The following is a 22,943-nucleotide window of genomic DNA, read 5'->3' as shown; positions in this document are numbered from 1 at the left end:
GTCAGCGGATCAGCAGGGTGAGCAGTCCGGTGGCGCTGCCCAGGGTCAGGACCACCGCGGTGAGCAGCGCCGCGTCCTGCCGCCGGGCCCGCCGCAGCGCATCCGCGTACGGGATGGTGCGGTGGGAGATCATGGTGTAGAGCGGCAACCAGGCCGATCCGAGCATCCGGTGCAGCACCAGATCAGCCCGTTTGCGGGCCCGGAACCACGGCGACCGGATTCGGTCACGCAACTCGACGAAGTTGCGTTCCGACAGCTCGGCGAGCACGTCGGTGTGCCGCTTGCGCAGCCGCTGGTATTCGGCCAGCGCCGCGCCCCGGTCGGCCGGGAACCGGTCCAGGCAACCGGCCAGCAACGAGCAGTCCTCGAAGCAGGAGTTCATGCCCTGGCCGTAAAAGGGGTAGACGGCGTGCGCCGCGTCACCGACCAGGACCACCGACTGCCCGTACCGCCACGGTTCGGCCCGGACGGTGACCAGCTTGCCGACCGGATGCGCCAGCCACTCGGCGGCGCGGTCCGGCATCAGCGCGGCGGTGTCCGGAAACCCGTCGTCGAGGAAGGCGTGCACGGCGGTCTCGGTGTCGAGCCGGGCCAGCGTCGGCATCGGCAGGAACATCGTGGCCGTCAGCGAGTTCTCCACGTTGGGGTGGGCCACCATCAGTCCGTCGCCGCCGCCGGGCCAGACATGCAGACCCCGCAGGGGGGTACGGGCGGAGCCGTCGTCGGCGGCGGGGATGGTGAGTTCCTTGTAGCCCCACTCCAACACGTCCACCGTGCTGCGCACGTGCCCCTGCCGTTGCAGCAGGTCACGCACTGTCGAGTGGGCACCGTCCGCGCCGACGACCAGGTCCGCGCGGGCCTGCTGCCCGTTCGCGAACGACAGCAGCCCGTCGGCCGCGTCCAGTTCGGTCAACGCGTGCCGGAACGAGAAACGCACCTGTGGATGGCCTTCGGCGTATCCGATCAGCAGTTCGTTGAGGTCCTGTCGCAGGATCGAGTGCAGCACCTCACCCGAGCGGGTCCCGTACGGCTGGAAGCTCAACGTTCCGTCGGGGTCGTGTACGTACCGGCCGCGCATCGGCACGCAGCGGCGCAGCACCGGATCGAGCAGGCCGATCTCCCGCAGCGCGGCCATGCCCCGCGCGGACAGCCCAAGGTTGATCGATCGTCCACCGGCACCGGCGACCTCGCGCGGGTCGTCGCGGCGTTCGTAGACGTCGACCTGCCAGCCCCGCCGGGCCAGGTAGCTGGCCAGCAGTGAGCCGGTCAGTCCGGCGCCGATGATCGCCGCCCGCTGCCCGTGGCCGGCCGTTCGTCCGGCGTTCACCGCATCAGCTCCTGCAGCAGGTCGTCCAGTTCGTCGTCGTCGAGGTCGGCCAGGCCGCTGCCGATCGGGCGGATCGGGTCGCTGCCGCTGGCGGCCTGCTCGTCGACCGCCCGCGCCAACTCGGCGATGGTCGGGCCCCGGAACAGGGTGCGCAGCGGCACGTCCACCCGCAGGTCCGTGCCGATCCGGGCGATCAACGCGGTCGCTGTCAGCGAATGCCCGCCGAGGGCGAAGAAGTTGGCGTCCACGCCGGGTGCCTCGGTCAGCCCGAGCAGTTCCTGCCAGAGGCCGACCAGGTGCCGTTCGGTGTCGGTGCTCGCGGCGCGGGTCGGTGCTCCGGCCGACCAGTCCGGCGCGGGCAGCGCGGCCCGGTCCAGTTTCCCGTTCGCGGTCCGGGGTAGGGCGGCGATCGTCACCACGGCGGCCGGCACGAGGTAGCCGGGCAGTCGCTCGGTGAGCCATCCCCGGACCTGCCGGTCGTCGCCGACCACGTACGCGACCAGCCGGGGGTCCGGCCCGCCGGTGACGGTCACCACCGCGTCGGTCACGCCGGGGCAGGACCGCAGCACCACTTCGATCTCGCCGGGCTCGATCCGGAAGCCACGGATCTTGACCTGGTGGTCGGCTCGGCCGAGTAGTTCCAGAGTGCCGTCGGTGCGCCAGCGGGCGAGGTCGCCGGTGGCGTAGAGCCGTCCGCCGCTGGTGGAGAAGGGATCCGGGACGAACCGTTCGGCGGTACGTCCCGGTTGCCGTTGATAGCCTCTGGCCACGCCCGCCCCGCCCAGAAAGACCTCGCCGACCACGCCGGGCGGCACCGGCTGCAGACGGTCGTCCAGCACGTAGCACCGGGTCCCGGGGATCGGGGTGCCGACCAGGACGGGGCCGTCCGGGGCGACAACGGCGGCGGTGGACCAGACGGTCGTCTCGGTCGGACCGTAGACGTTCCACAGCTGCGCGTCGTCGGTGAGCAGCGCGTCGGCCAGGTCCCGGGGCATTGCCTCGCCGCCGCAGATCCGCAGCCGGACGCCGGCCGGCACACCGCCGGTGGTCAGCAGGGCCCGCCAGGTCGCCGGGGTCGCCTGCAGGACGGTCGCGCCGGTACGTTCCACCAGTCGACGCAGCGCGGCGGCGTCGGCGACGGTGCCGGCATCGGCGACGGTGACCCGCGCCCGGCACACCAGCGGCAGCAGCAGTTCGAGTACGGAGATGTCGAAGGCCACGGTGGTGACCGCGACGAGATGGTCGGCGGGTCCGATCGGCAGCAGTGCGCCGAACGCTGTCAGCAGCGCGGCCACGTTGCCCTGGTCGACGGTCACGCCCTTGGGCCGGCCGGTCGACCCGGACGTGAAAATCGTGTACGCCGCAGCGGTGGCGGGAATCGGCTGGCGCGGCACCGGTTCGGCGACGAGCGCGTCGTCGAGGTCGACGAGGCGCACCCGTGGCGCGTCGGCCAGTCCCGGCGGCGGTTGGCCGGTGCCGAGGACCACGTCGACCCCGGCGTCGGCGATCATCATGGCCGTCCGGGCCGGCGGATGGTCCGGGTCGAGCGGCACGTAGCCGGCTCCGGCCCACCAGATGCCGAGCAGCGCCGGGATCAGCCGGTCGTCGCGGGGCAGACAGAGCCCGACCCGGTCCTCCGGCCCGACGCCGAGGCGGCGCAGCGCCCCGGCGATCCGGGCGGGTTCGTCGGTGGGCCAGGCGTCGGCCAGCATCTCGATGGCGGTCGGCGGGCCCGCCGGTAGCTGCGGTCCGGTAGCCCAGTCGACGGTCACGGTGGACAGATCGGCCGCCGGCAGCAGCGGCAGGTCGCCGAGGCTGCGCCCGGGTGCCCGTACGGCGGCGTGCAGCACCGTCCGCAGCAGGTCGACGAAGCGCCCGGCCCAGGCGGCGTCGAACAGGTCGGTGGCGTAGATCAGTCGGCCGGTGAGCCCGTCGGCGTCGTCGACCATCATCAGGGTGAGGTCGAGTTTGGCGCCGCCGTTGTCGAGCATTTCCGGCCGCCACCGCAGCCCGTCGACCTCGGCTCCGCCCGGTAGTTCCTCGAGTTGGAACATCACCTGGGTGAGCGGGGAACTGGCCAGTTCCCGGGGTGCCCGGCAGATCTCGACGATCCGTTCGAACGGCACCTGCTGGTGGGCGAGCGCGCCGGCGACGGTGTCCCGGACCTGCGTCAGCAGGGTGGCGAAATCCTGCGCCGACCGAGGCCGCAGCCGTACCGGCAGGGTGTTCATGAACAGGCCGACGACCTGCTCGGTTTCGGGTTGTTCCCGGCCGGCCACCGGCACCCCGACGAGCAGGTCGTCGCGGCCGGCGAGGCGGGCCAGGGTGACGGCGAAGCCGGCCAGCAGGACGGTGAAGAGGCTGACCCCGTGCTCGCGGGCGAATCGCCGCAGCCGCTCGGCTTCCTCGTCGGCGACGGCGAACGGCAGCGTGTCACCGCGCAGCGACGGCTGCTGCGGCCGGACCCGTTCGGTCGGCAGGGCCAGCACCGGGTCGGCCCCGGCCAGTTCGGTCGACCAGTACCGCTCCGCGCGCTGCCAGCCGTCGCTCGGCTCAACCGTCCCGGCGGACCGGTCGGTCTGGGCGGGCTCGGCCCGCTGATCGGCCTCGGCGGGCTCGGCCCGCTGATCGGTCTTGGCGGGCTCGGCCCGCTGATCGGCCTCGGCCGGCTCGGCCCGCCGCGCCTGTTCGGCTTGCCACACCGCGAAGTCGGCGTACTGGATGGGTGGTTCGGGCACCGGCCGGCCGGCGTAGTCGTCGATCATCTGCCGGACGAGGATCCGCAGCGACCAGCCGTCGGCGACGATGTGGTGGTAGACGACCAGCAGCACGTGCTCGTCCGGGGCGAGCCGCAGCAGTTCCGCCCGCAGCAGCGGTCCGGTCCGCAGATCGAACTGGGTGCGGGCCATCCGCTCGGCGCGTCGACGCGCGGCGGCGGCCGGGTCGGCCTCACCGGTCAGGTCGACCGTACGCCAGGGAAGGTCGGCCGTGTCGGCGACGACCTGGACCGGCTGGCCCGGCCGGTCTGCCGACTCCCGGAACACCGTACGCAGTGCCTCGTGCCGGGCCAGGGCAGCGGTCAGCGCCCGGTGCAGGGCCGCCGGGTCGAGCGGCCCGCTCAGTTGGATCGCCCACGGCACGTTGTACGTGGGCAGGCCCGGGTCGATCCGGTCGAGCAGCCACAGGCGCCGCTGCCCGAACGACGCGGGGAATTCGTACGTCTCGCTCACGTGCCGCCTCCTGACCGTCGAACCGCCACCACCCGTAGTTCCGCCGGACCGGGTCGTCCCGCCGCGTCGGTGAGCCAGAAATGCTCCGGTCCGGGCAGCATCTCGGTCACCGCGACCCGGGCACCGGGCCCGACGTTGCGGTGGGCGCGGCGAACCGCCCGGGCCAGCAGGTCGATCGACACCAGACTGGTCAGATCCAGATAGATCGGTTTGTCTTCGCCCTCGGTACGCAGGAACACGTGCCGGGGCAGGTCGTGCCGGCGGGCCCAGGCCCGTACCTGCCGGTAGCGCCGGGCCTCGTCGGCGGTGCCGGCGAAGTCGAGCTGGCCGGCCTGGTACGCCCATCCCTGCCGGCTGACCACCAGCCGGTCGATGGTCACCCGGGGGGTGCGCACCACCGATTCGGTGGCCGGCCCGGCCCGCTTGCCGGAGCGGCCCTGGCCGCTGGTCGGCACCGGTACGGTCCCGGTCGACGCGGCCTGGGCGGTGGTCACCTTGAAGTGCTGCACCACCCCGGCCGCCAGCAGGTCACCCAGTACTTCCACCAGCGGCATCTCGACCTGTCCGTCGCGGCGACGCACGACGAGTCGGCCGCCGTGTTCGAGCACGTCGCACGCGCCGATCGGCAACGGCGCGGCCGGCGCGGACTGGCAGGTGTCGTGCGCGAACATCAGCCGCAGGTCCTGCGCGGACACCAGGGCGTTGCCCTGCCGGGCGGGAATGCCGCCGGCTTCGCCGGTCGGACCGGGATAGACGGCCGGCCCGCCGACGTCGAGGCGCTGCCGGGCCCGCAGTGCGTCCGGATCCGGGTGGAGCGCCACCCAGGTGTGGTAGCGCATGGTGTTCACCCCGGGATGCAGCTCGCCGAGCACCCACTGGTCGCCGGCGATCATCAGGTCCGGGCTGTGCTGCACGCCGGTCGGCCAGCCGGGTCGCCGGGCGGCGAACTCCTGTCGGGCCCGGTCCCGCAGGTCGGCGCTGTCCAGCTGGATCCGGTCGAGTCCGGCGGGCAGCCGCAGCACCCGTGACCAGCGCTGACGCAGCGCGCGCTGGAGCGGATCCACCAGTTCGGCCGGCGGGTTGAAGATCAGGTCTCCGGCGATGAGCCAGAACTCGGCCAACGGCACGCTGGCCGTGCCGCGCTCGGTGGCCCGCGCCGTGAACAGGTCCACGAAGTGGCGATGCCACAGGGCCGCCGCCGCCGCGGTGAACCACTGCGCCGCGTCGAGCACGATGCCGAAGGCGTCGCGTACTCCGTCGAGCATGGACTCGCCGAACTCCACCGAACCGCCGCGCAGGCACTCCTCGTACGCGATCGTCCGCCCGGCGTAGAGCTCGCCCGGCCGGCGGGTCGCGGCGGCGCCGGTCCGCCGGGTGAAGACCTCTTCCAGCTCACCGACGCACCGGGCCACCTTGTCGGGATCGCCGGCCGCTGTGGCCAACGCGTCGCGGGCGGCGACCAGCTCGTCCAGGGCGGCCAGGGCCTCCCGGCGGGCCGGCTCGCAGCCGTCCGGGTCCGCCGCGCCGTCCGAGCCGGCGGGGTCCGCCGGCACCGCCGGGTCCACCGCGCCATCCGGCACCGCCGCCCCGTCCGGGTCCGCCGGGTCGGTGGTCCTGGTGAGTAGCCGCCGCATGGTCTGCTCGGGCCGTACGTCGTCCGGCGACACCTCCAGCCGCCAGGCGATCCGCTGGGCCTGGGCCAGCTCGGCCAGGACCTGGTAGACCTCGGCGACGGACAGCCCGTCGCCGGCGAGCACGTCGGCCACCCGCCGAGCGCTGCGGACCCCGTCACAGGCCCGCAGGACCGCCGCCTGCGTCGGAGTCAGTGGCACCGGCTGCGCCATCGGGACCCGCAACTGGTCGCCGACGAGGTCCAGGAACGGCATCAACCGAGGGACCAGGGTCGGCCGCAGCCGGTCGACGTACGGTGCCAGCAGAGCGGTGACCGCCCACCCTTCGAGATGGACGGCCCGCGCCGCGAGTGGGCCGGCGGACAGGCTGAGCCCGGCACCGGACCGGAACCGGGCCCAGCCGACCGGCCCGAAGAACCCGATGGTGTCGTTCTTGGCGCAGTAGCGTTGCAGGTAGCTGCCGACCAGCGCTTCGTGCTGGCGGTGTTTGGTGTTGCGAGAGGCCGGCTGCGGGCCGTGTCGGATCAGCGAATCGAAGCCGGTCCGCAACGCGTGCCGGTTCTGCCACGCCACCGCCTCGCGTACCTGCGGGTGTTTCGCGGCGGCGTACAGCGCCTGGGAGAGCCGCCGGGTCGCGGCCGGCCAGCGCGCGGCGAACCCCTCGTCGTCGCCGGCGTCGGCCGCGGCGGCCAACTCCGGATCACCCAACGGGGCGAGCAGCGCGAACGGCATTCCCGCCCCGCGCAGGCACACGGTGCGCCACAGCGTCCAGTCCTCGGTGAGCGGAATCGACGGTTCCGCCGCCACCGGCGTCGCGGCCACCGACCCGACCTCGGGTCGGTCAGCTGGCGGCTTTGCCGGCACGACCGTGGAACGATCGACTCCGCCGGTGGCGAACGCCCGCCGGTCACGCCGGCCGATCACGCCGGGACGTGGTCCGCCACCGGGCGCGGACCGAACGGTGCCGTCGGCCGCCCCGGCCGCCGCGTCGATCGCCGCCGCGCATCCGGCCAGGCTCGGTGCCGCGTAGAACGCTGGCAGGGACAGCTCCACGTCGAAGGTCTCCCGGATCCGGAACAGCAGCCGGGTCAACCCGAGGGAATTGCCGCCGAGTCCGAAGAAGTCGTCCTCGACCCCCACCCGTTCCACCGTCAGCACGTCCCGCCAGAGGCCGGCCAGCTCACGTTCGGTGCGGGTACGGGGCGGGACGAACGCGCCGGTGGGCAGCGACGCCGGCGGCAGGGCGGACCGGTCCACTTTGCCGTTGGCGGTCAGCGGCCACCGGGTGAGTACCGCGAATCGGCTGGGCACCAGATGGCCGGCGAGTCGCCGCGCGGCGTACTCCCGCAGGTCGGTGGCGGTGAGCGTGTCAGGGGCGGCCGTGACGTAGCCGACCAGGTGCCGCTGTGCCCCGTCGCCACGGACCACCACCACCGCGTCGGTCACCTGCGGATGGCCGCGCAGTACGGCGGCCACCTCACCGGGTTCGACCCGATAACCCCGGATCTTGACCTGCTCGTCGGCGCGGCCGATGAATTCCAGCACTCCGTCGGCGCGCCACCGGACCAGGTCGCCGGTACGGTAGAGGCGGCTACCCGGGGTGGCCGCGAAGGGGTCCGGCACGAACCGGTCGGCGGTGGCCGCCGGATGGTTCAGGTAGCCCCGGGCCAGTCCGTCGCCACCGGTGTAGAGCTCGCCGACGACGCCGACCGGCACGGGTGCGCCGGTCTCGTCGAGCACCACGACGCTGGTCCGTTGGATCGGCGTCCCGATCGGCACCCGGTCGCCGACGCCTTCGGTCGTCGTCGTCACGTGGCAGGTGGTGAAGGTGGTGTTCTCGGTCGGACCGTAGCCGTTGACGAACGGCAGACCGGGCCGGGTCCGCGACAGCGCCCGGACCGCGTCCGGCGCGAGGACGTCGCCGCCGGCGAGCACCTGACGTACGCCGGCCAGTGCGGCCGGGTCGAGGTCCACCAGTTGGTGGAACAGCCCGGCGGTCAACCACAGCAGGGTGATCGAGTGGTCCCGGATCAGAGCGGTGATCGTGGCCAGGTCCACCGGCCCGGGTGGAGCCACCACCAGCCGGCCACCGGTGAGCAGTGCCCCCCAGATCTCCAACGTGGAGGCGTCGAACGCCGTCGGCGCCAGGTGCAGCAGCGTCTCCCCCGGGCCGAGCCGCGCGAAGGTGGGTCGGTCGATCAGTCGGTGCACGGCGCGGTGTGGGACGGCCACGCCCTTCGGCCGCCCGGTGGATCCGGAGGTGTAGCTCACGTAGGCGGTGCTCTCGGGGTGGGCTCGACCGGGCGGCGGACCCGGCGCCGGTCGGGTCAGCTCGGCGGCCTGGGCGGCCAACCAACCGGGGGTGATCACCAGGGTCGCGCGGCTGTCGTCGAGGAGCTGACGGGTACGGGCTGGTGGATCGACCGGGTCGACCGACAGGTACGCGCCTCCGGCGAGGCTCACCGCGAGCAACGCCACGATGAGGTCGATCCCCCGGGGCAGCGCCACCGCGACGGGAACGTCACAGTCCACCCCGTGCTCGCGCAGCAGCCAGGCCAGCCGATTCGCCCGCTCGGCGAGGTCCTGGTAGGACAGATTAGTGGCACCGTCGGTGAGTGCCGGGGCGTTCGGAACACGGCCGGCGACGGCGGTGAACAGCTCGCCGATCGTGGCGGCGGGAACCGGATCGGTGTCCGGGCCGCTACGTCGGATCGGGTTCCGTTCGGTCTTCTCGTCCAGCGCCACCGTGCCGAGCAGCGCCGACGGCTGGCGGGCCATGGTCGACAGCACGGTACGGAAGTGCGCCAGGATCCGCTCGGCCGCCGTGGTGAGCAGGCGGTTGCCGTCGTGAATGAGCAGCAGTCGCATCCGGGGCTCGTCGAAGACGTAGATGGTGACCGGGTAGCTGGGCAGCCGCTCCAGCCGCATGCCCGCCGCGCGCAGCTGCGGATGCCGCTCGGCGAGCACCGACTGCGCCAGCCGACGCTCGAAGACCACCAGGCTGTCGATCAACGGTGTCTCCGGCCGGTGGCCGGCCCATTCGAGGATCGTGGTGAACGGGGCGTACTGGTGCTCCCGGACCTGCCGGATCCGGCGATGGACGTCGCGCACCAACTCGGTGACCGTCCACCCGGTGGGGATTCGCAGGTGGAGCGGCACGGTGTTGATCAGCAGGCCGATCATCTCCCCCGCGCCGGGTGCGGTGTCACGCCGGCAGGATCGAGTCATCGCGAGGGTCGCTTCCGGCTGCCCCGCGTAGCGGGCACGTACCAGTCCCCAGGCCGCGTGGACCAGACTGTTGACGCTGCCGCCGGCTGCGGTCGCCGCGGCCCTGATCAGCTCGGATTCGTCCGAGGTCAACTCGATCGTCAGAGTGCGCGGGGCACTTGCCCGCCGGGCCGGCGGACCGGCCGCAGGTGGGCCGCCGCCGGCCTCGGCCGGGCCGGCGGCGTCGGCGAGATCGGCCGGGCCGAGGTATCCGGCGAACGGCCTCGGTGGCAGCGCGTCAACGAGATGGCCGGACCAGAACCGCTGGGCCGCCGTCAGGTCGTGCCCCCGCCACCAGTCGACGAAGTCACGAAAGGGCGGTCGTACCGGATGCTCGACCGACCGGCCGGTGAGCCGGGCGAGGTAGTCGGTGAACACCTCGTCCAGCAGCAGGACCAACGACCGGCCGTCCAGGATGGCGTGGTGGAAGGTGAACAGGACGGTGGGTGCCGGCGTGCCGGCGAGGACGGTGATCCGCGCCATCGGGGCCTGGTCCGGGTCGAACGCGGCCGACCGGTCGGCCCGGAGCAGCCCGTCGAGGTCGTCGTCGGCACGCCAGTCGTCGCGCCAGCGGATGCCGATCGTGGCCGCTGGTTCGACCACCTGCATGAGCCCGTCGGATGGGTGCCAGCGGAATCCGGTCCGGAGCACCTCGTGTCGGGCGGTGGCGGCGTGCCAGCTGGCCTCGAACGCGGCCCGGTTCAGCGTCGTCGGCCAGGTCAGAAGCACCTGAATGATGTCGATCCCGGCATCCCGGTCGCGCAGGCTGTTGACGATCAGGCCACGTTGCAGCGGGGTCGCCCCGTATCGCACGACAGGCCTCCGACTCCGTAGTCACGTAATCACTCACCGGGCGACAGCTTCACCACGCCTCAATAGGCCTCTTGCCGACATCCCGACACCGCAGGACCGCCACCACCGCGCGGCCACTTTCCCGCCGGACGAACGGCACCGGCCGCCACTTGACTTGCTGATCGCCAAATCAGTTGAGCAAACCGTAAAGCATCAAGTCAAGTCGTTGACAAGATCAGGAAGCGACCCTCCGGACAGCCAGTCCCGCAGGGACCGCGGGCGCATGTCCAGCCAGATCTTGTCGATGTGGTCCAGGCACTCGGCCTTGGTCCCCACGAACCCCGCACGCTCCCAGCCAAGCGGCAAATCACGCTCGTTGGGCCAGACCGAGTACTGCTCCTCCTGATTCAGAACCACCGCGTACACGATCGTGTCGTCGTCGCCGAACACGCCACCACCCCTTGCAGTTGCCCAATTACCAGACCTGATGCAGGAGGATGACACGGCCGACATGGGCAGTCAATACCGGCTGTCAAATCACGCGGCACGATATTGACAATCCAGCCCGATCAGCAATCTGACCTAGAAATTCAGCAATGAATTGCTCAATAGGCCTATATTGACTCACGATTCAGGCCCAGTAATACCAGCCCATACCAATAATGAGCAATTCAGACCGGGAACGATGAAACCGGACCAGACGCCGGCAGATCCCCGGCCAGGGGCGACGGCCAGGGGCGACGGTCAGGACCGCGCGAGACGGCGCAGCAACGAGTCGGCACCCATCGGATACGCGCCGTGCCGGCGCACGCCGTCGGCAACTTCCCGGTCGGAGGAGACCACGACCAGCGCCCGACCCGACGGTTCGGCACGGACCAACCGGCGGATCAACTCGTCAGCGGTCTCCCCCTTGCGGGAGAAGAGCACCCGTACGCCGCGCGGGGCCGGCGGCAGACCGTGCATCCGCTCAGCGCCGTCGAAGACCACGGTGACCTCGTCGTTGGTCTGGGCGGCGATCCCGCCGAGGCCGGTGATCAACCGTTTCCGCTGCTGTTCCAGCGGCATCTCGCCGAACCCGCGTTTGGTGACGTTGTAGCCGTCCACGATCAGGTGCGCCCGGGGCAACGCGAGCAGGTCGTCGAGACGCGCCGGGTCGTCGGTGTCACGGGCCCGCGTAGAACTGGCACTGGCCGGTCGGTCGGCGAACGCCTCGGCCACGTAGTCCGCCGGAAGCCGGTCGGCCGGATCGAGCGCGAGTTCCCGGCGCAGCCCCTGAGCGGCCTGGCCGATCGTCTCCAACAGCAGCCACAGCCGCGCGTCGTCCACCGCCCGCGACTCCTTGGCCGACTGACGGGCCGCACCGGCCGACGACTCCGCGTCGGCCAACTTGGCGCGCAGCCGGCGCAGCTCGGCGTCGTGATCGGCGGCCGCCCGGGCGGCCCGACCCTTTTCGGTGGCGAGCAGTTCGTTGGCCCGCCGTTGCTGCGCCTGCGCGTCCCGCAGGGCACGAGCCAGCAACCGGGACTCCTCCCGGAGCTGACCGAGTTCCTCCCGGACCCGGGCCAGTTCGTCCCGCAACTTCTCGACCTCGACCTTGGCCACCGCGCGGTCGTGCTCGGCCCGGTCGGCGCGCGCCTCGGCGTCGCGCACCACGGCGGCGACAGCGGCGCTGTCCGCTTCGGCGCGGACCGCCGCGCCGGCCGCCCCGACCAGTTCCCGCCAGCCGACCGGGCGCATCAGGTACGCGAGGGCGGCCACCTCCACCGGGTCGGCCGCTCCCGGCGTGACACCCTCGCTGATCGCTTCGCCCAGTTCGCCGGCGTCGACGAGGGCTCGGGCAGCGACCCGCTGCCGAAAGAGCGGGTCGCTCGTCAGGTGGGCGGCGATCATCGCCGCGCCGTACCGGGCTCGGCGGTTGGGGGCGAACTTGGCGACCTTGCGCAACGGCGCCGGCAGCTCGTCGGCGGGTATCTCCGGCAACGCCGCTGCGGCGAACGCCACGATGCGAAGCCGTACCGGCTCGGGAAGCACGGGCTCGGGAAGTACCGCCTCGGCCGTCGGCGCCTCCGGCGACGCGGGTGTCCCGTCGGCCACGCGGTCCCCCTGCGACGCGGCGGTATCCGGCACGGCGGCGGACCCGCTCTGCTCAGCTGGCGGCGAGCCGACGCCATTCGTCGGTGCCGCCCCCTCGGGACGAACGTCGGACGGTTCCGCTGCGGCCATACGCCCCAGTCTCCCACCGCAGGAGCGTCCTGCGCCTGACAGGAAGAAGGATCTCTCTGAGTCGATCGTATTGTTACTGATGGTACCGATGGGGCTGGTGTGTCGTACCCACGTCCTAAGGTTCGTCCCGTGGCGCAGCTGAAGTCCGTTCCGCGCTCGGGCGCCGACGAACAGCCAGGGCCGGCGGGATACACCCAGAGCACGATCGGTGACCTGCTCGACGACCCCGGTGCCGTGTCGCTGCGCGACACCACCTTCGTCGTCCTGGACCTGGAGACCACCGGCGGCGCTCCCGACGGCGGCGGCATCACCGAGATCGGCGCCGTCAAGGTACGCGGTGGCGAGGAGCTCGGGGTGCTGGCCACCCTGGTCAATCCGGGGCAGCCGATCCCGCCGTTCGTCACCGTGCTAACCGGGATCACCTCCGCGATGCTGGCTCCCGCGCCGCCGATCGAGCAGGTGCTGCCCAGCCTGCTGGAGTTCCTCGCCGGCGCGGTGCTGGTCGCCCACAACGCGCCGTACGACGTGGGGTTTCTCAAGGCCGCCTGCGCCCGACACGGCCACGCCTGGCCGGCCCCACCGGTGCTGGACACGGCGGCGCTGGCCCGGCGGGTGCTGAGCCGTGACGAGGTGGCCAACCGCAAACTCGGCACCCTGGCCACCTATTTCCGCACCCCCCGTCAGCCCAGCCACCGGGCGTTGGCCGACGCGCAGGCCACCGTCGACGTGCTGCACGCGTTGATCGCCCGGCTCGGCGGACACCAGGTCACCACCATCGGGGACGCGATCGAGTTCACCCGGGCGGTCAGCCCGGTCCAGCGCCGCAAACGGCATCTCGCCGACGGGCTGCCCCGCTCCCCCGGGGTCTACATCTTCCGGGCCGCCGACGACCGGCCGCTCTACGTGGGCACCTCGGGCGACATCGCCACCCGGGTCCGCAGCTACTTCACCGCGGCGGAACGCCGGGCCCGGATGTCGGAGATGCTGGCCGCCGCCGAACGGGTGGAGGCCGTCGAGTGCGCGCACCGGTTGGAAGCCGAGGTACGCGAGCTGCGGCTGATCGCCGCGCACGCCCCGCCGTACAACCGCAGGTCGAAGTATCCGGAACGGATGGTCTGGCTGAAGGTGACCGACGAGGCCTACCCCCGGCTGTCCGTGGTCCGCGCGATCAGCGCGGCGGACGACACCTACCTCGGACCGTTTCCGTCCACCCGATCGGCCGAGTTGGCCGCCGCCGGCATCCACGACGCCCTGCCGCTGCGCCAGTGCACCCACAAGCTGTCGCTCCGTCGGCAGACCCCGGCCTGCGTGCTGGCCGAGCTGGGTCGCTGCCCGGCACCCTGCGAGCATCTGATCAGCCCCGAGCAGTACGCCGTGACAGCCGTCGATCCATTACGCACCGCGACCCTGGGCGACCCGCAGCCGTTGGTCGACACCCTGCTCGCCCGGATCTCCTCGCTCGCCGGCGACCAGCGGTACGAGGAGGCGGCGGTGGTCCGGAGCCGGTTGGCCGCCGTGCTGCGGGTCACTCTGCGCATGCAGCGACTCACCGCGCTGAGCCGGATCGCCGAGCTGGTCGCCGCGCGACGCGCCCCGGACGGCGGGTGGGAACTGGCGGTGGTCCGGCACGGCCGGCTGGCGGCCGCCGGCGTGTCGCCGCCCCGGCAGCATCCCCGGGCCACGATCGACCTGCTGCTGGCCACCGCCGAGACGGTTCGGGGCGGACACGGCCCGGTCCCGCACGCGTCCGCAGAGGAGTCCGAGCGGATCCTGTCCTGGTTGGAGCCACCCGAGACCCGGCTGGTGAGCACGTCCGACGGATGGATGTCCCCCGCGCGCGGCGCCGGCCGCTTCCACGGTTTGCTCGCCAAAACTGACAGAGCGTCAGCCAATCCAAGACTCGACCGATCGCTCACCCGCAAGTAGCCGATCGGACTACGCTCGCTCGCTTAGGCTGTTAGAGAAGTGCAGTCCTGTCAGCCAACGCCCGATTCGCGGCGCCCGCCCGAGCCGACCCACCGGCAGGGTGGTGGGTGAGGAGGTGTCCCCACGTGGACGTCGACGCCGGTCCCGGCGCCGCCCTCGGACGCATCCTGCCCGCCTCGACACCGCTGTCGGCCCGGCTGCGTGCCCTGCTGTCCTGGTCGCCCAGGAAAACCGATCCGGTCGCCGAACTGATCCGCATCCACCGTGGCATCCACTCCTCGGCTGACCCCTCGGTGCTCCGGCGCGGCTACCAGATCGCGGAGAGCATGCACGCCGGACAGTTCCGCAAGAGCGGTGACCCCTACATCACCCATCCGCTGGCGGTCGCCGAAATCTGCGCCGGACTCGGCATGGACACCACGACGCTGGTCGCGGCGCTGCTGCACGACACCGTCGAGGACACCAAGTACGACCTGCCGACGCTGGCAGCGGATTTCGGCGGCGAGGTCGCCCACCTGGTCGACGGGGTGACCAAGTTCGACAAGGCCTTCTACGGCAAGGCCGCCGAGGCGGAGACGATCCGCAAGATGATCGTCGCGGCCGGCAAAGACGTCCGGGTACTGATCATCAAACTGGCCGACCGGCTGCACAACATGCGCACCCTCGACGCCCGGTCCGCCGCCTCCCGGGCGCGGATCGCCAAGGCCACCCTGGACGTCCTGGTTCCGCTCTGTGACCGGCTCGGCATCCAGGCACTCAAACGTGAGCTGGACGACATCGTCCTGTTCCACCTCGAACCAGAGGCGTACGAACGCATCTCGGCGCATCTGGCCAACCGTCCCGGCTGGGCGGAATACCTCGCCGACGTCTGCGGCCAGGCACGTCTGGCGCTGCGCCGGGACAAGGTCCACGCGGACGTGAATCCCCGGCCCCGGCACCGGTACTCCATCTGGAAGGACACCGTCGCCGGAGGCCATCAGCAACCGTTCGACCTGCCCCGGATCGAGATCGTCGTCGACGGTCCGGACACCGACTGCTACGCCGCCCTGGGCGCGATCCACTGCCAGTGGCGACCCGTACCCGGTCGTTTCAAAGACTTCATCGCCTCGCCCAAGAACAACCTCTACCGGTCGCTGCACACCACCGTCATCGGACCAGACGAACGGCCGGTGGAGGTGCTGATCCGCACGCAGGCCATGCACCGCTCCGCGGAGTACGGGGTCGCCGCGCCATACCGGTTCGCCAAGCCCGGTCGCAGCGACGCGGTCACCCGGGCCGACGAGTTGGCCTGGCTACGCCGGGTGCTGGACTGGGAGCAGGTGACCACCGACGCCGCGCAGTTCGTCCACTCGTTGCGGCGGGACCTGGTGGACGCGCAGATCCAGGTCTTCGCCGAGGGCCAGCAGATCGTGCTGCCCGCCGGCTCCACCCCGGTGGATCTCGCGTACGAGATCGACCCGGACAAGGGCGCGCGATGTCTCGCCGTACGGATCAACGGTCGGCTCGCGCCGCTGGCCTCCGAACTGGCCGACGGCGACGTCGTGGAGATCTTCACCGAGACCAACGGTGACGCCCGTGGGGAGGGGACGCCAGCGCCGGCCGGCCCGCTCAAGGAGTGGCTGGAATTCGTCAAGTCTCCGCAGGCCCAGATGCTGATCAACCGCTGGTTCGCCGAGCATCGAGAGCCCGCGATCAGCATCAACGACAAGGTACGGCTCGGCCGGGCCACGGTCAGCCTGATCCTGCGCAAGCACGACCGGGCGCTCTCCAACGACCAGCCGCTGCGCCGGCTCGCCGAGGAACTCGACTACCCGGACATGGAGACGATGCTGGTCGCCGTGGTGGACCGGACCATAGATCCCGATCAGCTGGTCGACCAGTTGATCGCCCTGGTCGACCAGCCGACCTGACGCGGAGGGTTCCCGCCGCCGTAGGCGGCGACCTAGGCGGGCGGCCGGACCGGGTTACCTCTAGCCTGAACGCTATGATCACCCGTCGATCACCCTCCCGCGCGTTGCTCTACGGCGTGTTCTACCGGCTCCCCCACTCGGTTCGACGCCGGCTGGTCCGGGTGGCGGTGCCGAAGTACATCGTCGGCGCGGTGACCCTGGTGACCGACTCCGAGACCGGCCGGGACACACCTCGTCGGCTCCTGCTGCTGCGACAACCGCCTGGTCGTGGTTGGACACTGCCGGCCGGCCTGCTCAAGCACCGGGAGGCACCGGTGGTCGGCGCGGCCCGCGAGCTGGCGGAGGAGACCGGCATCCGGCTGGCACCGCAGGCGTTGCGGCCCGCCGTACCGAACGCGGTCGTCCACGCCAAGGGCTGGGTGGACGTCGTCTTCGAAGCGGCGGTGCCGGCGTCCACCACCACGCTGGTGGTGGACGGGGCCGAAGTCTACGAGGCCGCCTGGCACCGGTTGGACGACCTGCCGAGGCTCACTCCGGCGACCGCCCGGCTGCTCGCCTACTACGGCATCGGCCCGCTGGCGGACCAGTCGAACGACCCGACGGACGACCCGACGGACGATCCGACGGCCAGCGGCGGAGCCTCCGGCGACGACGACCCGACAGCGACGGACGCGAGTTGACCATGTCCCAGGTGACCGTCGACCCGCACGAGGTCTGCGCCGTGATCCTCTCGGCGGGAGAGGGCCGACGGCTGCGTCCTCTCACCGCTCGGCTGCCGAAGGCGCTCTGCCCGGTCGGCAACGTGCCGCTGCTCGATCGGGCGTTGGCCCGGGTCGCGGCGCTCGGCTTCACCGACCCCGACTCAGTCGCCGTCAACGCCTGTTACCTGGGCGATCAGGTAGTGGCCCACGTCGGTGACCGGGCGTACCTGTCCGTCGAGCCGGGCGAGCCGTTGGGCACCTCAGGTGGGGTCGGCCGGCTGCGGGACTGGGTCGCCGGACGCGGCGTACTGGTCGGCAACGTCGACGGCTACCTGGCCCACCCGAAGCTGCCCGCCGGTCCGGACATCGCCGCGTTGCTCGACGGCTGGGACGGCGAATCGGTCCGACTGCTCGGACAGCGGCTGACCGACCCGGCCGAACGGGGCGGCTTCGACGGGCACCGGTTCGCCGGGTTCTCCCTGCTGCCCTGGCGGTACGTGCGCCAGCTACCCGCGACGCCCGGCAACCTGGTGCGTACGGTGTGGCGGCCGGCCGAGGCGGCGGGCGCGCTGCGCGTCGTCCCCTTCACCGGCACCTACCTGGACACCGGTACGCCGCCGGACTACGTCGCCGCGAACCGGCACGCCGCGGCCGGCGGCAATCTGGTCGATCCCACGGCGGAGGTGACCGGGGCGTGTCAGGAAGCGGTGATCGGCGCCGGCGCGGTGGTGGCGGGCACGGTGACCCGGGCGGTCGTCTGGCCAGGGGCCCGAGTCGAGGCCGGTGAGGTCGTCGTCGACGCGATCCGTGTCGGTGCGGACCTGACCGTGCCAGCCGGCTAACCTCACCACCGGGCGATGTCATCGGATTCGTTCCGTGGATACTCCGGCGTTGCGGCCGGGGAGGAAACGGAACTCCTGCGGAGCAGGGCGGGGCAAGTCGATCCGCCGCCGAGGCGGATCGGCGTCCACCCCACACGCAACCCCACGGCTCACGACCGAATCGTTAGACTGTGGACTGTGTCCAGGACCGTGAAGCGGGCGTTCAAGTACCGCTTCTACCCCACCCCGGGGCAGGCGGCCGAGCTTACTCGGACGTTCGGTTGTGTCCGGCTGGTCTACAACAAGGCCCTGGCAGCGCGCGGCGAGGCGTGGACCCTGCGTCGGGAACGGGTCACCTACCACGCGACGTCGGCGATGCTGACCGGGTGGAAGAAGACCGAGGAGTTGGCGTTTCTCGGTGAGGTGTCGTCGGTGCCGTTGCAGCAGGCGTTGCGGCATCTGCAGACCGCGTTCACCAACTTCTGGGCGAAACGGGCCCGGTATCCGACGTTCAAGTCGAGGAAGCGGTCGCGGCGGTCGGCGGAGTACACGGCCAGCGCGTTCCGGTGGCGTGACGGCCGCCTCACGCTGGCGAAGATGGCCGCACCGTTGGACATCGTCTGGTCCCGGCCACTGCCGGAGGGTGCGGTGCCGTCGACGGTGACCGTGTCGCAGGACCCGGCGGGCCGCTGGTTCGTGTCCCTGCTCTGCGACGACCGGATCGAACCGGCCCCGGCCTCCACCGCTGTGGTGGGTGTCGACGCCGGTCTCGACAGCCTGTTCACCCTGTCGACCGGGGAGAAGATCCCCAACCCGAGACACGAACGCCGCGACCGCCAGCGGCTGACCCGCGCCCAACGCAACCTCGCCCGCAAAGCCAAAGGCTCGGCGAACCGGGCGAAAGCCCGGCTGGCGGTGGCCCGCGTGCATGCCCGGATCGCCGACCGCCGCCGCGACCACCTGCACAAACTCACCACTCGGCTCGTTCGTGACACCCAAACGACCGTGATCGAGGACCTGACCGTCCGCAACATGATGGCCAACCACAGTCTGGCCCGCGCCATCTCGGACGCGGCCTGGCGGCAGTTCCGCACCATGCTGGCCTACAAGACCGACTGGTACGGCCGGGACCTGGTGGCCGTCGACCGCTGGTTCCCGTCGACCCGACTGTGCTCCGCCTGCGGCACCATCGCTGACCGGATGCCGTTGGCGGTCCGGTCGTGGACCTGCCGGTGCGGGCGGACCCACGACCGGGACGTCAACGCGGCCCGCAACATCCTCGCGGAGGGGCTCTCCGTGATTGCCTGTGGAGGCGGTGTAAGACCTCACCGGGAGTCCTCCTCTCGGACGGGGCGGTCGTCGGCGAAGCAGGAACCCCCTGGGGCGACCCAGGGAATCCCCGTCGGATAGGGCGGGGAGGATTGTCAACTGACAACGGACGGAGAATGCCATGATCACGGCGATCGTGCTGATCGACTGCGCCACCGATTCGATCCCCGAGGTGGCCGAAACTCTCGCCGGCCTGCCCGGCGTCGCCGAGGTCTACTCGGTGGCCGGCCACGTCGACCTGATCGCGATCGTGCGGGTCCGCGAGTTCGAGCAGGTTGCCGAGGTGATCGCCGGCCGGATCTCCAAGGTGCCAGGGGTGCTGAACACCGAGTCGCATCTGGCGTTCCGGGCGTACTCGCAGCACGACCTGGAGGCGGCCTTCGCGATCGGCCTGGGCGACAGCGACTGATCCACCAGGCCGGGAACCGACGTGATCCACCAGGCCGGGATCAGTAGATCAGTCGTCCCGGGCTTGCTGGGCCGTCCGCACCCACCGGTCGAGCAGGCCGGCGGCGGCCCCGCTGTCGATGGCCTTCGCCGCCCGGTCCATCCCCGCTTTGATCGCCGGGACCAGGTCGTCGTCGCTGACGGTTCCCGCCTGCGCAGCGTGCGCGGCCAGGGCCGCGCCGGCATTGACCACCACCGCGTCGCGTACCGGCCCGGTCTGGCCGGCCAGCAGCCGCCGGGCGGCGTCGGCGTTGAAGGCGGCGTCGCCGCCGCGCAGGTCGCCGGCGGCCGAGCGGGTCACCCCCAGGTCGGCCGCCGCGTCGATGACGATCTCGCGTACTGCGCCGGCCCGAGCGAACCACACCCGGGTCGGCGCGGCGGTGCTGAACTCGTCCAGTCCGTCCTCACCGCGCAGCACCAGGGCCGAGTCGCCTCGTCCGGCGAACACCCGGGCCATCACCGGCGCCATCCTGGCGTCGAAACAGCCGATCGCGCCGGCGCGCGGGCGGGCGGGGTTGGTCAACGGACCGAGGAAGTTGAACGCGGTGGGCACGCCGAGCTCGCGGCGGGTCGCCCCGGCGTGTCGCATCCCGGGGTGGAACCGGGCCGCGAAACAGAACGCGATGCCGACCTCGGTGACGCAGCGGACGACCGCGGCCGGGCCGAGGTCGAGCGGAATTCCGAAGTACTCCAGTAGGTCGGCGGCACCGCACGAGGAGGAGGCTGCGCGGTTGCCGTGCTTGACGACCCGGGCGCCCGCCGCAGCCACGACGATCGCGGCCATCGTCGAGATGTTCACCGTGTGCGCCCGGTCGCCACCGGTGCCGACCACGTCAACCGCGTCCGACCGGATCGCGTCGGCGAGTTCGACCGGCACCGCGTTGGCCAGCATCGTCTCGACCAAGCCGGCGAGTTCGGCCGGGGTCTCCCCCTTGGCCCGCAGCGCGGTGACGAAGCCGGCGATCTGCGCCGACGTCGCGGCACCGCTCATCACCTCACCCATCGCCCACGCGGTGTCGGCGGTGGAGAGCTCCTGCCCGGCAAGCAGCATGCTCAACAGGTGTGGCCAGGACCGTTCACCCATGTGGGCCTCCCAGGTGCGGTGGGGGTGGGTGGTGCGGCGGGAGCGACGTGGCGTCAGGCGGCCGGCAGTTTGCCGCTGCGGCCGCGCAGCAGCGCGGCCACCGTCTGGCCGGTGGTCACCGGGTCCAGCGGGTGCATCAGGGTCGCGTCGACCTCGGCGAACGCGGCCAGCCACCGGTCGGCGGCGCGGGCGATCACCACGCAGGTCGGCGGGGCGTCGTCGCGGTCGTCCTTGATCTGGCGGGCGACCCCCAGTCCGCCACCGGGGGTGGCCTCGCCGTCGAGCAGCATCAGGTCGACGACGTACTCGTCGACGAGCCGGACGCATTCGGCGTACGTGGCGGCGTCGAGGAACTCGACCGTCAGATCACCGGCCGGACGGGTGCCGACGGCCAGTCGCATTCGGTCCCGTACCTGCGGATCGTCGCTATAAAGCAGAACGGTGTGCACACGCTCGGTCATCGGTCGCTGAACTCCCACCTCGTAGCTGCGGGCCGATCCTACCGGTTGGCCTGTTGCCGGGGCGTACCGGCCGCGTCGACCGTCCCCGACTCGCCGACCGTCCCCGACTCGCCGACCGTCCCGGACTCGCGGACCGTGCCCGACTCGGCGGCCGTCCCCGACTCGCGGGTCGCGCGGGCCGCCAGCGCCTCCTGCCGGTCGAGGTCGCGATCGACCCGGCGGGCCTCCCGCTCGGACTGGCGCATCCACTGCAGGACCAGTACGGCGAGCATGGTGACGCTGACGAACTCGCCGCCGACCCAGAGGATGCCGCCGGCGACCTTCTGGTCGGTCCACGGGTCGGCCCAGGTCAGACCGAGCGATGGGTACCAGTCCCCGCCGAACAGCGTGGTGCTCTGCATGACGGTCAGACCGAGCACGGTGTGGAACGGCACGGAGAGCACCATCAACAACGCCCGGGCCGGGTACGGCCAACGGCCGGGCAACGGGTCGAGGCCGACCAGGGGCCAGAAGAACAGGCAGCCGGTCAGGATGAAGTGGGCGTGCACGAGCTCGTGCGCGAACGTGTTCTCCAACGTCAACCGGTACAGATCAGTGAAGTAGAGCACGAACGGGTTGATCACGAAGAGCCCGAACGCGACCAGCGGGAAGGTCACCACCCGCACGTACCGGCTGTGCAGCACGGCCAGCAGTGCCCGCCGGGGCCGCCCGGTCAGGGTGCGCAACGCCAGGGTGACCGGTGCGCCGAGGGCGAGGAAGATCGGCGCGATCATCGACAGCACCATGTGCTGCACCATGTGCACCGACAACAGCGTGGTGTCGTACGCGCCCAGCCCGCTGACGGTGACCGAGGCGATGCCCCCGAGCCCGGGGCCGATGAACAGCACGGTGCGCGACACCGGCCACCGGTCCCCCCGCAGCCGCAGCCGATGGACCCCGTAGAGATACAGGCCGGCGACCACGACGAGGGCGAGCGCCAGCCAGTTGTCCAACCCGATCTCGGTGAACAGCGCCGAGACGGTGAACGGCGCCGGGGCGGCGATCGGGTCGACGTGGGCCACGTACCGAGGCTAGGACAGGTCGGTCGGCCGGGCTGAACCGGCCCACCAGCGGGTCGGGTTTGCCACCCCGAGGATCGTGGGCGCTGACCGGCAGCAATAATGACCGCGTGACTGCGGCCCCAGCGATTGACAAGAGCCGGATCCACTCGCTGACCCGACCGAACATGGTCAGCGTCGGAACGATCGTGTGGCTCTCCAGCGAACTCATGTTCTTCGCGGCTCTGTTCGCGATGTACTTCTCCATCCGCGCGGCGGACTACAGCATGTGGGAGGAACACACCCCGCAGCTGAACATCCCGTACGCGACGGTCTTCACCACGATCCTGGTGGCCTCCTCGGTCACCTGTCAGATCGGGGTGTTCGCCGCGGAGCGGGGAGACGTGCACGCGCTGCGGCGGTGGTTCACCATCACCTTCGTGATGGGGTTGATCTTCCTGCTGGGGCAGATCAACGAGTACCGCGAGCTGGTCCACCACGGCATCAAGATCAATTCCGACGGGTACGGCTCGGTCTTCTACCTGACCACCGGCTTTCACGGTCTGCACGTGGCCGGCGGGCTGGTCGCCTTCCTGATCTACATGATCCGCTCCACCATGGGCCGCTTCACCCCGGCACAGGCCACGTCCGCGATCGTCGTGTCCTACTACTGGCACTTCGTCGACGTGGTCTGGATCGGCCTCTACCTCATGATCTACTGGCTGCGGTGATCATCACCCGGTCACGAACCGTGATG

General features: G+C 71.5%; 14 protein-coding genes and 1 pseudogene. 7 read left to right on the top strand and 8 right to left on the bottom strand.

Annotated features, from left to right (window positions below; translation table 11 throughout):
- Window position 1: 1 nt before the first annotated feature.
- The 5 genes from O7632_RS13810 to O7632_RS13790 all read right to left on the bottom strand — a co-directional run bounded on the left by O7632_RS13810 (window position 2) and on the right by O7632_RS13790 (window position 12,470).
- Complete coding sequence (locus O7632_RS13810; RefSeq protein ID WP_278114586.1) at window positions 2-1,327, bottom strand: NAD(P)/FAD-dependent oxidoreductase; 1,326 nt, start codon at window positions 1,325-1,327, stop codon at window positions 2-4.
- Window positions 1,324-4,557, bottom strand: coding sequence for an amino acid adenylation domain-containing protein (locus tag O7632_RS13805; protein WP_278114585.1), 3,234 nt, complete (start codon window positions 4,555-4,557; stop codon window positions 1,324-1,326). Before O7632_RS13805 ends, O7632_RS13810 begins: the two co-directional genes overlap by 4 nt.
- Window positions 4,554-10,268 carry a non-ribosomal peptide synthetase gene (locus O7632_RS13800; RefSeq protein ID WP_278114584.1) on the bottom strand — a complete coding sequence of 1,905 codons (5,715 nt, stop codon included), beginning with the start codon at window positions 10,266-10,268 and terminating at the stop codon, window positions 4,554-4,556. The genes O7632_RS13805 and O7632_RS13800 overlap by 4 nt, the downstream gene beginning before the upstream one ends.
- 192 nt (window positions 10,269-10,460) lie before the next feature.
- Window positions 10,461-10,697 (bottom strand): MbtH family protein, encoded by a 237-nt coding sequence (locus O7632_RS13795; RefSeq protein WP_278114582.1) that lies wholly within the window; start codon window positions 10,695-10,697, stop codon window positions 10,461-10,463.
- A 294-nt stretch (window positions 10,698-10,991) separates the two neighbouring features.
- Complete coding sequence (locus O7632_RS13790; protein ID WP_278114580.1) at window positions 10,992-12,470, bottom strand: NYN domain-containing protein; 1,479 nt, start codon at window positions 12,468-12,470, stop codon at window positions 10,992-10,994.
- A gap of 204 nt (window positions 12,471-12,674) precedes the next feature.
- Between O7632_RS13790 and O7632_RS13785 the strand changes: the two genes are divergently transcribed.
- The 6 genes from O7632_RS13785 to O7632_RS13760 all read left to right on the top strand — a co-directional run bounded on the left by O7632_RS13785 (window position 12,675) and on the right by O7632_RS13760 (window position 19,566).
- Window positions 12,675-14,396 (top strand): DEDD exonuclease domain-containing protein, encoded by a 1,722-nt coding sequence (locus O7632_RS13785; protein WP_347403628.1) that lies wholly within the window; start codon window positions 12,675-12,677, stop codon window positions 14,394-14,396.
- A 125-nt stretch (window positions 14,397-14,521) separates the two neighbouring features.
- Window positions 14,522-16,306, top strand: a complete 1,785-nt coding sequence (locus tag O7632_RS13780; RefSeq protein WP_278114579.1) for an HD domain-containing protein — start codon at window positions 14,522-14,524, stop codon at window positions 16,304-16,306.
- A gap of 74 nt (window positions 16,307-16,380) precedes the next feature.
- Window positions 16,381-16,986, top strand: coding sequence for an NUDIX domain-containing protein (locus tag O7632_RS13775; protein WP_278114577.1), 606 nt, complete (start codon window positions 16,381-16,383; stop codon window positions 16,984-16,986).
- 11 nt (window positions 16,987-16,997) lie between these two features.
- Complete coding sequence (locus tag O7632_RS13770; RefSeq protein WP_278114575.1) at window positions 16,998-17,849, top strand: sugar phosphate nucleotidyltransferase; 852 nt, start codon at window positions 16,998-17,000, stop codon at window positions 17,847-17,849.
- A gap of 177 nt (window positions 17,850-18,026) precedes the next feature.
- Complete coding sequence (locus tag O7632_RS13765; protein ID WP_278114574.1) at window positions 18,027-19,238, top strand: transposase; 1,212 nt, start codon at window positions 18,027-18,029, stop codon at window positions 19,236-19,238.
- Between the two features lie 40 nt (window positions 19,239-19,278).
- Complete coding sequence (locus O7632_RS13760; protein ID WP_278114572.1) at window positions 19,279-19,566, top strand: Lrp/AsnC ligand binding domain-containing protein; 288 nt, start codon at window positions 19,279-19,281, stop codon at window positions 19,564-19,566.
- Between the two features lie 48 nt (window positions 19,567-19,614).
- On the opposite strand, the gene trpD is transcribed toward O7632_RS13760, so the two are convergent.
- The 3 genes and pseudogenes from trpD to O7632_RS13745 form a co-directional block, all read right to left on the bottom strand.
- Window positions 19,615-20,688 (bottom strand): anthranilate phosphoribosyltransferase, encoded by a 1,074-nt coding sequence (gene trpD, locus O7632_RS13755; RefSeq protein WP_278114571.1) that lies wholly within the window; start codon window positions 20,686-20,688, stop codon window positions 19,615-19,617.
- Between the two features lie 53 nt (window positions 20,689-20,741).
- Window positions 20,742-21,149, bottom strand: a complete 408-nt coding sequence (locus O7632_RS13750) for a hypothetical protein (RefSeq protein ID WP_278114569.1) — start codon at window positions 21,147-21,149, stop codon at window positions 20,742-20,744.
- A gap of 155 nt (window positions 21,150-21,304) precedes the next feature.
- A pseudogene (locus O7632_RS13745) lies at window positions 21,305-22,210 on the bottom strand (cytochrome c oxidase assembly protein); the annotation flags it as partial.
- Window positions 22,211-22,317: 107 nt separating this feature from the next.
- Between O7632_RS13745 and O7632_RS13740 the strand changes: the two are divergent.
- The gene (locus tag O7632_RS13740; RefSeq protein WP_278114567.1) at window positions 22,318-22,917 is read left to right on the top strand and encodes a heme-copper oxidase subunit III; all 600 of its coding nucleotides are present in this window, start codon (window positions 22,318-22,320) and stop codon (window positions 22,915-22,917) included.
- Window positions 22,918-22,943 lie beyond the last annotated feature (26 nt).

It is taken from the genome of Solwaraspora sp. WMMD406 (assembly GCF_029626025.1).
In the GTDB taxonomy this organism is placed as follows: Bacteria; Actinomycetota; Actinomycetes; order Mycobacteriales; family Micromonosporaceae; genus Micromonospora_E.
Note: the sequence above shows the minus strand (reverse complement) of the source record. Positions and strands in the feature narration are given on the sequence as shown.

Coding starts and splice junctions, on each gene's coding strand:
- O7632_RS13790 (WP_278114580.1), bottom strand. CDS start 12,470: ATGGCCGCAGCGGAACCGTCCGACGTTCGTCCCGAGGGGGCGGCACCG.
- O7632_RS13750 (WP_278114569.1), bottom strand. CDS start 21,149: ATGACCGAGCGTGTGCACACCGTTCTGCTTTATAGCGACGATCCGCAG.
- O7632_RS13760 (WP_278114572.1), top strand. CDS start 19,279: ATGATCACGGCGATCGTGCTGATCGACTGCGCCACCGATTCGATCCCC.
- trpD (WP_278114571.1), bottom strand. CDS start 20,688: ATGGGTGAACGGTCCTGGCCACACCTGTTGAGCATGCTGCTTGCCGGG.
- O7632_RS13775 (WP_278114577.1), top strand. CDS start 16,381: ATGATCACCCGTCGATCACCCTCCCGCGCGTTGCTCTACGGCGTGTTC.